The sequence below is a fragment of the Microbacterium sp. RU1D genome (genome assembly GCF_900156435.1).
Taxonomy (GTDB): Bacteria; Actinomycetota; Actinomycetes; order Actinomycetales; family Microbacteriaceae; genus Microbacterium.
Map to the genome: position 1 here is coordinate 297,230 of NZ_FTPQ01000003.1, position 14,212 is coordinate 311,441.

12 protein-coding genes are annotated in these 14,212 nt (G+C 71.2%); 3 read left to right on the forward strand and 9 right to left on the reverse strand.

Going from position 1 to position 14,212, the window contains the following annotated elements:
* The first annotated feature begins 17 nt into the window (after positions 1-17).
* The gene (locus B0B15_RS13605) at positions 18-374 is read left to right on the forward strand and encodes an META domain-containing protein (protein WP_083709045.1); all 357 of its coding nucleotides are present in this window, start codon (positions 18-20) and stop codon (positions 372-374) included.
* A gap of 155 nt (positions 375-529) precedes the next feature.
* A complete protein-coding gene (locus B0B15_RS13610; RefSeq protein WP_076676945.1) occupies positions 530-1,309 on the forward strand; it encodes an HAD-IIB family hydrolase in 780 nt (259 codons plus the stop codon).
* Between the two features lie 21 nt (positions 1,310-1,330).
* Here B0B15_RS13610 and B0B15_RS13615 read toward each other — a convergent pair whose 3' ends face one another.
* The 7 genes from B0B15_RS13615 to B0B15_RS13645 all read right to left on the reverse strand — a co-directional run bounded on the left by B0B15_RS13615 (position 1,331) and on the right by B0B15_RS13645 (position 8,884).
* Positions 1,331-2,152, reverse strand: a complete 822-nt coding sequence (locus tag B0B15_RS13615; protein WP_076676947.1) for a siderophore-interacting protein — start codon at positions 2,150-2,152, stop codon at positions 1,331-1,333.
* A gap of 10 nt (positions 2,153-2,162) precedes the next feature.
* Positions 2,163-2,936, reverse strand: a complete 774-nt coding sequence (locus B0B15_RS13620; RefSeq protein WP_076676949.1) for a FadR/GntR family transcriptional regulator — start codon at positions 2,934-2,936, stop codon at positions 2,163-2,165.
* A gap of 62 nt (positions 2,937-2,998) precedes the next feature.
* Positions 2,999-4,027 carry a UDP-glucose 4-epimerase GalE gene (galE, locus tag B0B15_RS13625; protein WP_076676951.1) on the reverse strand — a complete coding sequence of 343 codons (1,029 nt, stop codon included), beginning with the start codon at positions 4,025-4,027 and terminating at the stop codon, positions 2,999-3,001.
* 76 nt (positions 4,028-4,103) lie between these two features.
* Positions 4,104-4,709: a thymidine kinase gene (locus tag B0B15_RS13630; RefSeq protein ID WP_076676953.1), complete on the reverse strand. Its 606-nt coding sequence runs from the start codon at positions 4,707-4,709 to the stop codon at positions 4,104-4,106.
* Between the two features lie 7 nt (positions 4,710-4,716).
* Positions 4,717-6,189 carry a malate:quinone oxidoreductase gene (locus B0B15_RS13635; protein ID WP_076676955.1) on the reverse strand — a complete coding sequence of 491 codons (1,473 nt, stop codon included), beginning with the start codon at positions 6,187-6,189 and terminating at the stop codon, positions 4,717-4,719.
* 112 nt (positions 6,190-6,301) lie between these two features.
* The gene (locus tag B0B15_RS13640; RefSeq protein ID WP_076676957.1) at positions 6,302-7,372 is read right to left on the reverse strand and encodes an aspartate-semialdehyde dehydrogenase; all 1,071 of its coding nucleotides are present in this window, start codon (positions 7,370-7,372) and stop codon (positions 6,302-6,304) included.
* A gap of 225 nt (positions 7,373-7,597) precedes the next feature.
* On the reverse strand, positions 7,598-8,884 hold the full coding sequence (locus tag B0B15_RS13645; RefSeq protein ID WP_076676959.1) for an aspartate kinase: 1,287 nt from the start codon (positions 8,882-8,884) through the stop codon (positions 7,598-7,600).
* 177 nt (positions 8,885-9,061) lie between these two features.
* Here B0B15_RS13645 and B0B15_RS13650 point away from each other — a divergent pair, with 177 nt between their 5' ends.
* Complete coding sequence (locus B0B15_RS13650) at positions 9,062-10,459, forward strand: threonine/serine exporter family protein (protein ID WP_076676961.1); 1,398 nt, start codon at positions 9,062-9,064, stop codon at positions 10,457-10,459.
* An 84-nt stretch (positions 10,460-10,543) separates the two neighbouring features.
* Here the strand turns inward: B0B15_RS13650 and recR are convergent, their stop codons facing one another.
* Positions 10,544-11,137 (reverse strand): recombination mediator RecR, encoded by a 594-nt coding sequence (gene recR / locus B0B15_RS13655; protein ID WP_076676963.1) that lies wholly within the window; start codon positions 11,135-11,137, stop codon positions 10,544-10,546.
* Positions 11,137-14,100 (reverse strand): DNA polymerase III subunit gamma and tau, encoded by a 2,964-nt coding sequence (locus tag B0B15_RS16925; RefSeq protein WP_076676965.1) that lies wholly within the window; start codon positions 14,098-14,100, stop codon positions 11,137-11,139. Before B0B15_RS16925 ends, recR begins: the two co-directional genes overlap by 1 nt.
* Positions 14,101-14,212: the final 112 nt, after the last annotated feature.

The following is a 14,212-nucleotide window of genomic DNA, read 5'->3' on the forward strand; positions in this document are numbered from 1 at the left end:
AAGATGAGGAGAGTCTCATGATCGGCAGGTGGGTCGCCATGACGGCGGTTGCATTCATAGGCATGGGAGTCATCGGTCGCAGCCCGCGATCCGCGCCCGCCTTCACAGGCGAACAATGGGCGGGAACGGGCGACGAACATCTCGTCCTGAATGACGGGGAAGTGCGCGGCAGCGACGGGTGCAATGGCATCCTGGGCTCCTATTCCGTCGACGGGGATCGGCTTTCCTTCTCTCTCGGGATCAGCACGTTGAAAGCATGCCTCGGCGTAGACACCTGGCTGCGCCGCATTCGATCGGCCGAGATCTCGGGCGACACGATGACGGTCTTCGACCGCGACGGTGCACAGATCGGCACCCTGTTGCGCCGGGCCTGAGCTCGCGGCTTCGCCCGCTCCCGGCCGCTCCCCGAGCGACAGGCGTCCGGCGCGGCCCCCCGTAGAATCGAGGTCGATCGCGCGGCATTCCCGGATGCCGGTCGACAGCCGCCCGCGCACCCCCGTGCGCACGACGACCCCTTCCTAGGAGCCCCGTGTCCGACGCCACGCCCCGCCTCGTCGCCTTCGACCTCGACGACACCCTCGCCCCGTCGAAGTCGGCCATCGACCCTCGGATCGGCGAACTCCTGCTGGCACTGGCCGAGCGTGTCGAGGTCGCCATCATCTCCGGCGGGCAGCTGCAGCAGTTCCGCAGCCAGGTCGTCGAGCGGCTGCCCGAAGCAGCGCCAGAACTCCTCTCGCGGTTCCACCTCATGCCGACCTGCGGCACGCAGTACTACCGCCTCACCCCCGCCGGCGTCGAGACCGTGTACGCGCACTCCCTCACCGACGACGAGAAGAAGCGCGCCCTGTCGGCCGTGCGCGAAGAGGCCGAGCGCCTCGGCCTGTGGGAGGCCGAGCCCTGGGGCGACATCCTCGAAGACCGCGGTTCGCAGATCACCTTCTCCGCCCTCGGCCAGTCGGCCCCGCTCGACGCGAAGATGGCGTGGGACCCGACGGGCGAGAAGAAGAACAACCTCCGCGAGGCCGTCGCCGCGCGCATCCCCGACCTCGAAGTCCGCTCCGGCGGCTCGACCTCCGTGGACATCACCCACCGCGGCATCGACAAGGCCTACGGCATGGGCAAGCTCGCGGAAGCGACCGGCATCCCCCTCGACGACATGCTCTTCGTCGGCGACCGGCTCGACCCCGACGGCAACGACTACCCGGTCCTCGCCATGGGTGTGACCTGCCAGGCCGTGCACGGCTGGGAGGACACCGCGGCGTTCCTCGAGCAGCTCATCCCCACGCTCCCGGAGCGCGCTCAGGCCTGAGGTCGGGCCCGCGCCGCGACGTCAGAGGATCTTGCCGATCGGTTCGCGTTTTTCGGCCTGGAACCGGTCCTCGGTCCGGCCGTACGCCCAGTATCCCGAGAGGGACACCTGGTTACGTTCGAGCCCCCAACGGGTGAAAACGATGTCGCGCAAGGCCTTCATCGCCTCACGCTCGCCGTGCGCGAAAACCTGCCCTCGTCCGTCGAGCGGATGCCACGCCGCCACCGCCTCGGCCAGCACGGGCGTGGCGCCGGCGGGCGCCTCACCGCGGTGCACCCACGTCAGAAGGACCCCGGGCGGCGCGGTGAGCGGGAGCTGCTCCTCAGCGCTCTGCACCTCGAGGAACGCCGCGCCCACGGCATCCGGAGCGAGGGCCTCGAGCGCAGCCGCGATCGCGGGGAGCGCGGACTCGTCGCCCGCGAACAGGTGCCAATCGGCCGACGGGTCGGGGGCGTACCCCCCACCGGGTGACGAGACCACGAGCCGATCGCCCGGCTGGGCGTGCGCCGCCCAGGGCCCGGCGAGGCCCTCGTCACCGTGCACGACGAAGTCGATCGAGAGTTCGTCTCCGTCGACGGAGCGCACCGTGTACGTCCGCGTCACGGGCAGGTCCTCAGGCGCCAGCGTCTCGCGTAACGTCGCCAGGTCGTAGGGCGGCTCGAGACCCAGCTCGGGCTTGGCGAATGAGATCTTGACGTACGCGTCGGTGTGCGGGCTCTCGCGGAACGCGGCCAGATCGGCGCCGCGGGCGCGCACGCGCACGAGGTGCGGGCTGAGGCATTCCGTCGCCACGACGTGGAGGACGTGCTGCGGGCGCGGCGGGCGGGCGGGGCGATCGGTCACGGGGTTCCTCTCAAGTGGTCGTCGACGCGCGCACGGCGGCGCGCACGGCGTCGCCGACCGCGTCGTCCGCGGTGTCGGAGGGGCTCAGAGCCTGCGCCACCTCGGTGTAGTAGTCGGTGATGTGCGAGCGCGTACGCTCACGCGCGCTGTCGGCGTCACCGCGCGACACGGCGTCGACGATGCGCCGATGCTCGTGGCGGAGTCGGTCGGCGGTGGTCTCCCAGGAGTCCAGACGAGCGGCTCCCGCCTGCGTGTAGGCCTCGATCGAGCTGCGCAGCCCCGCCATCATCGCCGAGACGACGGCGTTGCCCGAGGTCTCGGCGAGCGCCTGGTGGAAGCGCGCGTCGAGGGCGAGGAAGTCCGCGGGGGCGAGGCTCTCGGCATCCATCGCATCGAGGATGCCGACGATCTCGCTCAGATCCGCGTCTGAGCGAGCGAGCCGCTCGGCGACGTCGCACTCGAGCACGACGCGCGTGCGCACCACATCGCTCAGGGGGAAACCGTTCGCCGCCACCTGCAGGCGCAGGAACGCCGCGAGTCCCCCGCGCGGCGTGGTCACGATCATCGCCCCCGCCGAGGGGCCGGAGCCGGTCGCGGTGCGTACCACCCCGAGCACCTCGAGCACCCGCACGGCCTCCCGCACGCTGGAGCGTCCGACGCCCAACTGCGCGGCGAGTTCCCGCTCGGGCGTCAGGCGATCACCCGGCCCGAGGCGGCCGTCGCGCAGATCGCTCTCGATGCGCTCGAGCACGACCTGCCAGGCCCGCGGTGCGCTTTCGGGCATGAGGTTCCCCCTTCACCCGACGCGACAGTGTGGCCGGACCACATCACCCTACGCGCGCGAGGTCACTCCGAGGCGGCCGTCGCGTAGCCAGCGGGGTTCGTCGTCTGCCAATTCCAGTAGTCGCGGCAGGCGTCGTCGATCTCGAACCGCGTGCGCCAGCCGAGGACGTCGGCGGCCTTCGTCGGGTCGCAGTACGTCGCCGCCACATCGCCGGGACGACGCGCGAGCATCTTCTTCGGCAGCTCGCGGCCCACGGCCTTCTCGAAGGAGGCCACGAGCTCGAGGACGCTGACAGGCCGCCCCGTGCCGAGGTTGAACACCTGGTGGCCGGGCTGCGCCTGCTCGAGGGCGGCGACGTGCCCCTCGGCGAGGTCGACGACGTGGATGTAGTCGCGCAGGCCCGTGCCGTCGGGGGTGTCGTAATCGTTGCCGAAGACGCCGATCTCGTCGAGCGTGCCGATCGCGACGCGGGAGACGAACGGCATCAGGTTGTTCGGGATGCCGGCCGGGTCCTCGCCGATGAGGCCCGACGCGTGCGCGCCGACCGGGTTGAAGTAGCGCAGAACGGTGACGTTGAGCTCGGGGTTCACCCGCGCCACGTCCGCCAGGACGACCTCGTTCATGCGCTTGGACTTGCTGTACGCGTTCGACAGGTCGATGCTCGTGGTCGACTCCTCCGTGAACGGCAGGTCGGCCGGGTCGGAATAGACCGTGCCGGTGCTCGAGAAGACGAACGAGCGGATGCCGCGGGCGATACCGACCTTCAACAGGGCGAACGTCGTGTCGAGGTTGTTGGAGTAGTACTCCAGAGGCTTCTGCGTGCTTTCCCCCACGGCCTTGAAGGCCGCCAGGTGGATGATCGCGTCGATCGGCCCGTGCTCGTCGAAGACGGCCGTGACCACCGCCTCGTCGGCGGCGTCGCCGACGACCAGGGGCGCGGGCTTGCCGGTGATGCGTTCGACGCGCTCGGCGGCGACCGCGTGGGTGCCGGAGAGGTCGTCGAGCAGGACGACGTCGTGGCCGGCCTCGAGGAGGGCGACGGCCGTGTGGGTTCCGATGTAACCGGCACCGCCGGCGAGGAGGACGCGCATGCCTCCAGGCTATCGCTCGGCGCAGACACGCCCGCGCCGCAGGGTGGCGCCGCGCGGACCGGGTACGCCGGGTGCGTCAGCGACCGTCGAGCCGGCCGCCGGACTCGCGCAGGTAGCAGGCCGCGCACATCGACTCGTAGGTGACCTCACCGGCGATCTGACCCTCGTCGATCGCGACCTGGTCGCCATCGAACACGAACCGCCCGCCCACCAGCCGCGCGTTGAAGATCGCCTTGCGGCCGCACCGGCAGATGGTCTTCAGCTCCTCGAGGCTGTGCGCGATCTCCATGAGGCGCGCCGAGCCCGGGAACGCCTCGGTGCGGAAGTCCGTGCGGATCCCATACGCCAGCACCGGGATGCCGTCGAGCACGGCGATGCGCAGCAGGTCGTCGACCTGGCCCGCGGTGAAGAACTGCGCCTCATCGACCAGGAGACAGGCCACCGGGGCGTGACCGGCCGAGGCGTGGAAGATCTCGCGCAGATCGTCGTCGCCGCCGACGAGAAAGTCGACCCGCCGGGTCACGCCGAGACGACTGTCGATCTGGTCGGCACCCTTGGTGTCGATCTCGGGCTTGGCCAGCAGCACGCGCTGTCCGCGCTCCTCATAGTTGTACGCCGCCTGCAGCAGCGCGGTGGACTTCCCGGAGTTCATCGCGCCGTAGCGGAAGTACAGCTTCGCCACGCGGGCCTCAGGGGTTGATCGCGAGGGCGCGAGCCGTGGCATCCAGCTCTCTGCGAGCAGCCTCGGGGTGGGTGTTGAGCGACTCTCCGTAGCTGGGGATGAGGTCGCGCAGGCGCGGCTCCCACTGCGGCATCCGCTCGGGGAAGCACGTCTTGATGAGGCCGAGCATGATCGACACGGCCGTCGAGGCGCCCGGGGACGCGCCCAGGAGCCCGGCGATCGAGTGGTCGGCGGAGGTGACGACCTCGGTGCCGAACTGCAGCACGCCGCCCTTGTCCTTATCGCGCTTCATGACCTGGGCGCGCTGACCGGCGTCGAGCAGCTCCCAGTCCTCGTCTTTGGCCGTCGGCATGAAGTCGCGCAGGCTGTCGACCTTCTTCGCGTGGGTCTTCAGCAGCTCGCTGATGAGGTACTTGATGAGGCTCGGGTTGTCGACGGCGACCTTCAGCATGGGGCCGATGTTGTGCGGACGCACCTGCGTGACGATGTCGAGCATCGAGCCGTTCTTGAGGAACTTCGGGCTGAAGGTCGCGAACGGTCCGAACAGCAGCGAGGACTCGCCGTCGATGACGCGCGTGTCCAGGTGCGGGACCGACATGGGCGGCGCGCCGACCGAGGCTTGGGAGTAGACCTTGGCGCGGTGCTTCGACACGATGTCGGGGTTGGAGGTCTTGAGCCACTGCCCTCCGATGGGGAAGACGCCGTAGCCCTTGATCTCGGGGATGCCGGAGCGCTGCAGGAGCTTCAGCGCCCACCCGCCCGCGCCGACGAACACGAACTTCGCGTTGATGGAGCCGGGAGTGCCGCCGATCACGTGGCGGTAGGAAACCTCCCACGAGCCGTCCTTCTGCTTCTTCAGCTTCTTGACGTCGTGGTTGGTGACGACCTCGACGCCCTTCTCGCGCAGGTTCGCGAAGAGCTGCCGCGTGAGCGAGCCGAAGTCGACGTCGGTGCCGGCGGGGACGCGCGTCGCCGCGAAGGGCTCGCCCTTGCGACGCTTCTGCATGAGCAGCGGCGCCCACTGGTTGATGACGCGCGAGTCCTCGCTGTATTCGATACCCGCGAACAGCGGCTGCTGCTTGAGGACCTCGTAGCGCTTGCGGAGGAAGGCCACGTCCTTTTCGCCCCGGACGAAGGTCATGTGCGGGGTCGCGTTGATGAACGTCGACGGCTCGTCGAGCACGCCCTCCGCCACGAGCGACGCCCACAGCTGACGGCTCTGCTGGAACTGCTCGTTGATCGCCACCGCCTTGGCGGGGTCGATGGAGCCGTCCTTGCCCTCGGGCGTGTAGTTCAGCTCGCACAGCGCCGCGTGGCCGGTGCCGGCGTTGTTCCACGCGTTGGAGCTCTCCTGCGCGACGTCACTCAAGCGCTCCAGCACAGCGATCTTCAGATCGGGCTGGAGGTCTTTGAGCAGCGTGCCGAGAGTGGCGGACATGATGCCGCCACCGATGAGGAGAACATCGACGTTTTCAGTCACCCGTCGATTCTAGGTGCGGGCCGTGAGGTGTCTCGACATCGAGAGATCGGTCCCTTCGATGTCGAGACACCTGGCATCCGGCACCCGGATGCCGTGGCCTCAGGCCGCGGCGTCAGGCCGTCGCGAGACGCTTCTCGGCGACGAGCTCGGCGATCTGCACCGCGTTGAGCGCAGCGCCCTTGCGCAGGTTGTCGTTGCTGATGAACAGCACGAGGCCCTTGCCCTCGGGGGCGGACTGGTCGGCGCGGATACGGCCGACGTAGCTCGGGTCGGTGCCGGCGGCCTGGAGCGGGGTGGGGACCTCCTCCAGACGCACGCCCGGGGCGTCGGCGAGGAGCTCGCGGGCTCGCTCGGGCGAGAGGTCGCGGGCGAACTCGGCGTTGATGCTGAGCGAGTGGCCGGTGAAGACGGGGACGCGCACGCACGTACCGGCGACGCGGAGGTCGGGTAGCTCGAGGATCTTGCGGCTCTCGTTGCGGAGCTTCTTCTCCTCATCGGTCTCGTTCAGACCGTCGTCGACGAGGTTGCCGGCGAAGGGGATGACGTCGAACGCGATCGGGGCGACGTACTTCTCGGGCTCGGGGAACTCCAGCGCCGACCCGTCGCGCACGAGGCGCTCGACGTCGCCCTGCGCGAGGACGCCCTCGACCTGGCCGAGGAGCTCCTGCGCTCCCGCCAGGCCGGAGCCGGAGACGGCCTGGTACGTGCTGACGATCAGTCGCTCGAGGCCCGCCTCGGCGTCGAGGACCTTCAGCACCGGCATGGCGGCCATCGTGGTGCAGTTGGGGTTGGCGACGATGCCCTTCACGGCCTGATCGATCGCGTGCGGGTTGACCTCGCTCACGACGAGGGGGACTTCGGCATCCATGCGCCAGGCGCTCGAGTTGTCGATCACCAGGGCGCCCGCCTCGGCGAAGCGGGGGGCGTGGGCGCGCGAACCCGTGGCGCCCGCGGAGAAGAGAGCGACCTCGACGCCCGCCGGGTCGGCCGTGGCCACGTCTTCGACGATCACGGAGTGCCCGCCGAACTCGATCGACGAACCGGCCGAGCGCGCGGTGGCGAACAGTCGCAGCTCGCGGATCGGGAACGCGCGTTCGGCGAGGATCTCGAGCATGACGGTGCCGACCTGGCCGGTGGCGCCGACGACGGCGAGGGAGATTCCGGAATCGGAGATGCGGGTCATGCGGGTACCTCGGTGGTTCGGGTGATGGATGCCGCGAACGCGGCGTTCGGGTCAGGGTAGCGCGGGCAGCGGTGGGGTGACCGACGGCGGCGAGGGCAAGCAGGAAGTTTGACGGTCAGGCGTCGATGGACGGCCGGATCCGGTCGGTGAAAGCGGGGACGACCGGAAAACTCCTGTCGCGGATGCGGCGTAGACCGCGCCCGCGCCCTTCAGCGAAGCGGGCGCTCAGCGACCGGTGCCGGCGTGGACGGTCGCCTCGGCATCGCCGTCGAGCCCGTACGCCGTGTGCACGAGGCGCGCGGCCTCGGCGAGATCGACGCCGCGCACGACCACCGAGATGCGGATCTCGGAGGTGGAGATCATCTCGATGTTGACGCCGGCCATGCTGAGCGCCTCGAACAGCGTCGCCGAAACGCCCGAGTGCGTGCGCATACCCGCGCCGACGACGGAGAGCTTGCCGATCTGGTCGTCGTGCACGAGGCTCTCGAACCCGACCTCGGCCTGCTCGCCGGCCAGCGCCTTCAGCGCCGTCGTGGCATCCGTCTTCGGGAGCGTGAACGAGATGTCGGTGCGGCCGGTGGCGGCGGCCGAGACGTTCTGCACGATCATGTCGACGTTGGCGCCGGACTTGGCGACGATCTTGAAGATGTCGGCGGCCTTGCCGGGAACGTCGGGCACGCCGATGACGGTGATCTTCGCCTGGCTGAGATCGGTGGCGACGCCGGCGACGATGGGCTCTTCCATGGTGGCTCCCTCGGGGACGAGCGGGGATTTCTTCGAGGCGTCGAGCACCCAGGTGCCCTCGCTCGCGCTGAACGTGGAACGCGCGTGGATCAGCACGCCGTGACGACGGGCGTACTCGACCGCGCGGATGTAGAGGACCTTCGCGCCGTTGGCGGCGAGCTCGAGCATCTCCTCGCTGCCGACCCGGCCGAGCTTGCGCGCGAGCGGGACGACGCGGGGGTCGGCGGTGAAGATGCCGTCGACGTCGCTGTAGATTTCGCACACATCCGCCTCGAGGGCTGCGGCGAGCGCGACGGCGGTCGTGTCCGACCCGCCGCGGCCGAGCGTCGTGATGTCGCGGGTGTCGCGGTTGAAGCCCTGGAAGCCGGCCACGATGACGATCGCGCCCTCGTCGAGCGCCTCGCGAAGCCGCACCGGGGTGACGTCGACGATGCGAGCGGCGCCGTGCGTGGCATCCGTGATCATTCCGGCCTGGCTGCCGGTGAAGGAACGGGCCTCGAAGCCCATCGAGTGGATCGCCATCGCCAGCAGCGCCATCGAGATGCGCTCGCCGCTGGACAGCAGCATGTCGAGCTCGCGGGGCGCGGGGATCGGGGCGACCTGGCCAGCGAGGTCGAGGAGCTCGTCGGTGGTGTCACCCATGGCGCTGACGGCGACGACGACCTCGTGGCCGGCGCGGCGGGTGTCGACGATGCGCTTGGCGACGCGCTTGATGCTCTCGGCGTCGGCGACGGAGGAACCGCCGTACTTCTGGACGATCAGAGCCATGAAGGAACTCCCGGAGGGGTCGTGCGTCGGGATGCCACGACGGGGCGCTCGTGCCGCACCCGAGCATCATCCTAGAGGCGCGCGCATACCGCCTCCGCCATGCGCGACCGCACCGGACGCCCCCGTGGTCGCGGTTAGGATCGACGGGTTCCACCCCCTCCCCCCTGGAGCCTTCGGATGCCGCTCACCCCCGGCCACTGGCTGTCGTCGCTGCGGCGCCTCGTGCACACCGACGACGCATCGTCGCTCGACACGACGCTGCTGACCGTGATCGACGAGGCCCTGGCCACGCGCATCCTGGACCTCGCCATCCGCATCGGCGAGACGATGCTGGTCGTCGGCGCCCCGGCCAACGAGGTCACACTGACGATCGTGCGCGTGTGCGGCGCGTACGGCCTGGATCCGGTCCACGTCGACGTGACCTACAACTCGATCACCATCGCGCACAGCCGCCCGGGTGCCTCGCATCCCACGACCCTTCTGCGCGTCGTGCGGGGATCGGTACCCGACCACGCGAAGCTGCAGCGCCTGCAGGCGCTCGTCACCGAGATCACGGGCGGCCTCTCCCTCGACGACGCCGTCTCCCGCTGCCGCGCCATCCGGCGCCTGCCGTTCCGCTACCGCCCGGCCATCGTGATCGCCTCCCAGGCCACCCTCGCCGCCGGGGTCGCGATCATGTTCGGCGCGAACTGGCTGGCGCTCGTGCTGTCGTTCATTGCCGCGGCGATGGCCGCGACGACGCAGCACGTCATGGCCCGCGCGCGGGTGCCGTACTTCTTCGCGCAGATCGCCGGCGGGTTCGTCCTCACCGTCGTCGCCGCGCTGTCGCCGCTGCTGCGGTACACCGGCCTGGACGCGGCCGCCGCGATCCGGCCGTCGGTGATCGTGGCATCCGGGATCGTGCTCATGCTCGCCGGCCTCACGGTCGTCGGCGCGGCACAGGATGCCATCGACGGCTTCGCTCTGACGGCTACGGGGCGCATCCTCGAACTCACGACGCAGACGCTGGGCGTGGTGCTGGGGATCCTGGCGGGCCTTGAGACGGTACGGGTGATCGGGCTCGGGATGTCGCCACCCTCGAACGCCCTCCCCCTCGGACCCGTCGTGCTGCAGTTCGTCGGTGCCGCGGTGATCGCCGTCGCCGTCGCGGTGTTCAACGGGGCCGGGGCGCGCATCATCCTCGTCAGCGCTGCACTGAGCCTCGTGGCATGGGCGGGCTACGTCGCCGCGACCGGGCTCGGGTTCGAGGTCGCGGCTGCGAGCGGGGTGGGGGCGTTCGTCGGCAGCTTCGTCGGCATCGTGGTCGCCTACCGTCTGCACGTGCCGTCGGTGGCCATCACCACGGCTGCGATCCTCCCGCTCGTCCCCGGTGCTGCCGTGTTCCGCGGGTTGCTCGGCATCGTCGAGTCAGGTGACGACCCGGCCGTGCTCATGACCGGCGTGACCACCCTTGCGGGAGCGGCGACCATCGGCATCGCGCTCGCGGTCGGCGCTTCGCTCGGCATCTACCTCGGGCAGCCGGTGCGGGCCACGCTGTCGAGCGTGACGCGGGTGCGGGCCCGGGCTCGGGGATAGCAGCCGGGCCGTCGGACGCCGCGGTGCGTCCACCGGCACGTGGGGCCGGCACGCGGGCGTCGCGGTGCGGGCGCGGGAGTGTCGTCAGAGCGTGCGGCGTCCCTCGAAGGCACGGCCGAGGGTCACTTCGTCGGCGTACTCGAGGTCGCCGCCGACGGGCAGACCGGATGCGAGCCGTGTGACGCGGATCTCGAGGGTGTGCAGCAGGCGGCTCAGGTAGGTGGCCGTCGCCTCGCCCTCGAGGTTGGGGTTGGTGGCCAGGATGACCTCCTGCACGGTGCCGTCGGCGAGGCGCTGCATGAGCTGCGTGACCCGCAGGTCGTCGGGACCGATGCCCGCGATCGGGCTGATGGCCCCGCCGAGCACGTGGTACAGACCGCGGAACTCCCGCGTGCGTTCGATCGCCGCGACATCCTTGGCGTCCTCGACGACGCAGATGAGGGCCGCGTTGCGACGGGGATCGCGACAGATGGAGCACCGCTCCTGCTCGGAGACGTTGCCGCAGATCTCACAGAACTTGACCTTGTCGCGGATCTCGCCGAGCAGCGTCGACAGGCGCGAGACGTCGAACGACGGCGACTGCAGGATGTGGAACGCGATGCGCTGGGCCGACTTCGGCCCGATGCCGGGCAAGCGCCCGAACTCGTCGATCAGATCTTGGACGATGCCGTCGTACATCAGCTGAACCTCGTCGGGGGCTCGTAGGGTTCGTCGCGGACGTAGGTGGCACCGAGCATCTGGCGCACCACGGCTTCGCCGTACCGCTGCACGCCGCCGCGGAGCGGAGCCATGCGGGGCACGACGACGGGCGGCAGCGGGGCTTCGGTCTCGTCTGCGGGCGGGATGACGTCGTCATCGTCGACCTCATCGGGCGCGGGCACCGACGGCGCGACCTCGCGCGGAGGCAGCACCACGCCGGCGTGCGGTGCGGTCGCCACGGGTTCGACGACCGCGTCGTCGGGCTCGTCGTCGACGGCCAGGGCGGTGGGCGCTCCCCCGTCGGACGACGGGATGGGGGCCACGGCCCACTCGGTCACCGACGAGGCGTAGGGCGCCGAGGTGGACGCGGTGCGCGCACCGGATGCCGGCGGAACGGGGCCCCGGGCGCTTCCCGGTCCGGATGACGGGGCGTCTGCCGGCCGGCGCTGCGAACCGCCCGGACCGCCGTCGCCGTCGAGGCGCGCGAGGTACTTCACGCGGATGCCGAGGACCGCCTGGATCGCCTGGCGCAGGTCTTCGCTCGGGCCGCCTTCGGGGGTGCGCGTCTTGAACGCCGTGAGGTCGGCCGCGGTGCGGAAGGCGAGCGTGAGCACGTCGGCGTCGAACGCGACGACGGTGGCCGTGGACACGGTCAGCCACGACGACCTGCTGACAACCTCGAGCTGACCGAGCACCTCGGGCCACGCGTCGCGCACGTGACCGAGCTCGATCGGGCCGACGGGGATCGCGGGCGGGGTCGGGGCGACCGGCTCAAGGGGTGAGGGGTCGTCGTCAGGGGCGCTCGCGACCGACGATGCGGGCGAGGTCGTGCGGCCGGAGGCGGGGGCGTCGGGCGCGGACGGGGAGGTCGACTCCGGCGTCTCGGGAACGTCGGACCTCCCGCTCGGCGTGGCCGAGGACGCCGCCTCGGCGGTGGCGGCCGGATCGGACGGAGCGCTCAGGACGTCCGGGGCGGACGGAGCGCTCGCGACGTCCGGGGCGCTCGCCTTCGACGGGCGACTTGCCTCGGACGGGCGTGCGGGCGCAGCCGAAGAGACCGGAGCGGAGGCGGCGCTCGACGCGGGCTCGCGAGCCGGCGCCTCGCTCGACGGCGTTGCGGCGTTCGCCGGTGCGCGGCCCTCCACCGGGACGTCACCGCTGCTCGCCGAGGAGGGAGCCGACGCGGCAGCGCCCTCGCGGGACGGTGCACCCTGCGCTGCGGATCGCGGCGCGTCAGGTCGCGGTGTCGCCGAGACCTCGGTACCCGGCGTCGGGGCCGTGTCGAAGGGGTGCGCCTCGTCGTCGTCGAAGGGCGGCGGTGCGTCGTCGTCGGTGAACGGCGGCGGTGCATCGTCGTCGGCGGGACGAGCGCGCTCGGGGCCGGCGGGCATCCCCGACGCGGGCGCGGACTGCGCCGGAGCGCTCGACGCGACCTTCGGTGCAGCGCCCGACGACGCCACGGTCGGTCCCGCCGCGGGCGACGCGACGGTCGGTGCAGCGACCGGTGATGCCGTAGCGGGCGCCGCCGCACCGGGCGACGCCACCGTCGGCGACGCGACCGGCGAGGTCGCGGTCGGGGCGGCGACGCCGGGGGCGGCGATGCGCGGCGCACCGGGCGATGCGATCGCGGGCGATCCGGCAGCGGGGGCGGCGACGCGCGGCGCGGTCGGCGCCGACCCTCCGTCGCGCGGCGCAGTGACGCCGAGTGCGGCGATGTCGGAGGCGGGTGAGGCCGGACGCCCCGTCGCGGGGGCGGCGGCGGCCGAGGCTGCTCCGTGCGCGACGTCGAGGTCGTGGGCAGTCGCCGGAGCAGTGCCCTGCGCGACGCCGGCGTGGGTGAGCACGCGTGCCACGAGAAGCTCGAGCTGCAGACGCGGGGAGGTGGCCCCGGTCATCTCGTCGAGCGCGGCGACCACGAGGTCGGCGGTGCGCGACAGGCGGTGCACGCCGAAGGCGGTGGCCTGGCGGGCCATGCGCTCGAGCTCGTCGTCGGGTACCCCGCGCAGCACGGCCGAAGCACCGGCGCCCGTGGCGGCCACGACGATCAGGTCGCGCAACCGCTCGAGCAGGTCGTCGACGAAGCGCCGGGGGTCCTGCCCCGTCTGCACGACGCGGTCGACCGCGGCGAAGGCCCCTCCCCCGTCGCCGGCGGCGAACGCGTCGACGACCTCGTCGAGGAGCTCGGAGTGGGTGTAGCCCAGGAGTGCGACGGCCCGCTCGTAGCGCACGAGGACGTGCCCCTCGGCATCCGCGTCGCTTCCGGCGATGAGCTGGTCAAGCAGCGACAGCGTGTCGCGGGGCGACCCCCCGCCGGCGCGCACGACGAGGGGGAGCACTCCGGCCTCGACGCCGACGCCCTCGCTCTCGCAGAGCTCCTGCACGTACTCGAGCATCGCCGCGGGCGGCACCAGCCGGAACGGGTAATGATGCGTGCGCGAGCGGATCGTGCCGAGCACCTTCTCGGGCTCGGTGGTCGCGAAGATGAACTTCACGTGCGCCGGAGGCTCTTCGACGAGCTTGAGCAGGGCGTTGAAGCCCTGCTGCGTGACCATGTGGGCCTCGTCGAGGATGAAGATCTTGAAGCGGTCGCGGGCGGGGGCGAAGATCGCCCGCTCGCGGAGGTCGCGTGCGTCATCGACGCCGTTGTGGCTGGCCGCGTCGATCTCGACCACGTCGAGCGAGCCGCCACCGCCGCGTCCGAGCTCGACGCAGCTGTCGCACACGCCGCACGGGGTGTCGGTGGGGCCGGCCGCGCAGTTGAGGCAGCGGGCCAGAATGCGCGCTGACGTGGTCTTTCCGCAGCCGCGCGGACCCGAGAACAGATACGCGTGACCCACGCGGTCGCTGCGCAGGGCGGTCATGAGCGGCTCGGTCACCTGCGACTGCCCGATCATCTCGCCGAACGCCTCGGGGCGGTATCGGCGGTACAGGGCTGTCGTCACCCCACCAGCCTACGGCGTCCCTCCGACATCGCTCCCGTGAGCGCACGACGCTGCAGCCCGGGCGCACCTCAGTGGTCCCCGACGACCACCGGAATCCCCGTCGCCGAACGCC

Coding starts and splice junctions, on each gene's coding strand:
- B0B15_RS13605 (WP_083709045.1), top strand. CDS start 18: ATGATCGGCAGGTGGGTCGCCATGACGGCGGTTGCATTCATAGGCATG.
- B0B15_RS13620 (WP_076676949.1), bottom strand. CDS start 2,936: ATGCCCGAAAGCGCACCGCGGGCCTGGCAGGTCGTGCTCGAGCGCATC.
- galE (WP_076676951.1), bottom strand. CDS start 4,027: ATGCGCGTCCTCCTCGCCGGCGGTGCCGGTTACATCGGAACCCACACG.
- B0B15_RS13640 (WP_076676957.1), bottom strand. CDS start 7,372: ATGACCCGCATCTCCGATTCCGGAATCTCCCTCGCCGTCGTCGGCGCC.
- B0B15_RS13645 (WP_076676959.1), bottom strand. CDS start 8,884: ATGGCTCTGATCGTCCAGAAGTACGGCGGTTCCTCCGTCGCCGACGCC.
- B0B15_RS13650 (WP_076676961.1), top strand. CDS start 9,062: ATGCCGCTCACCCCCGGCCACTGGCTGTCGTCGCTGCGGCGCCTCGTG.
- recR (WP_076676963.1), bottom strand. CDS start 11,137: ATGTACGACGGCATCGTCCAAGATCTGATCGACGAGTTCGGGCGCTTG.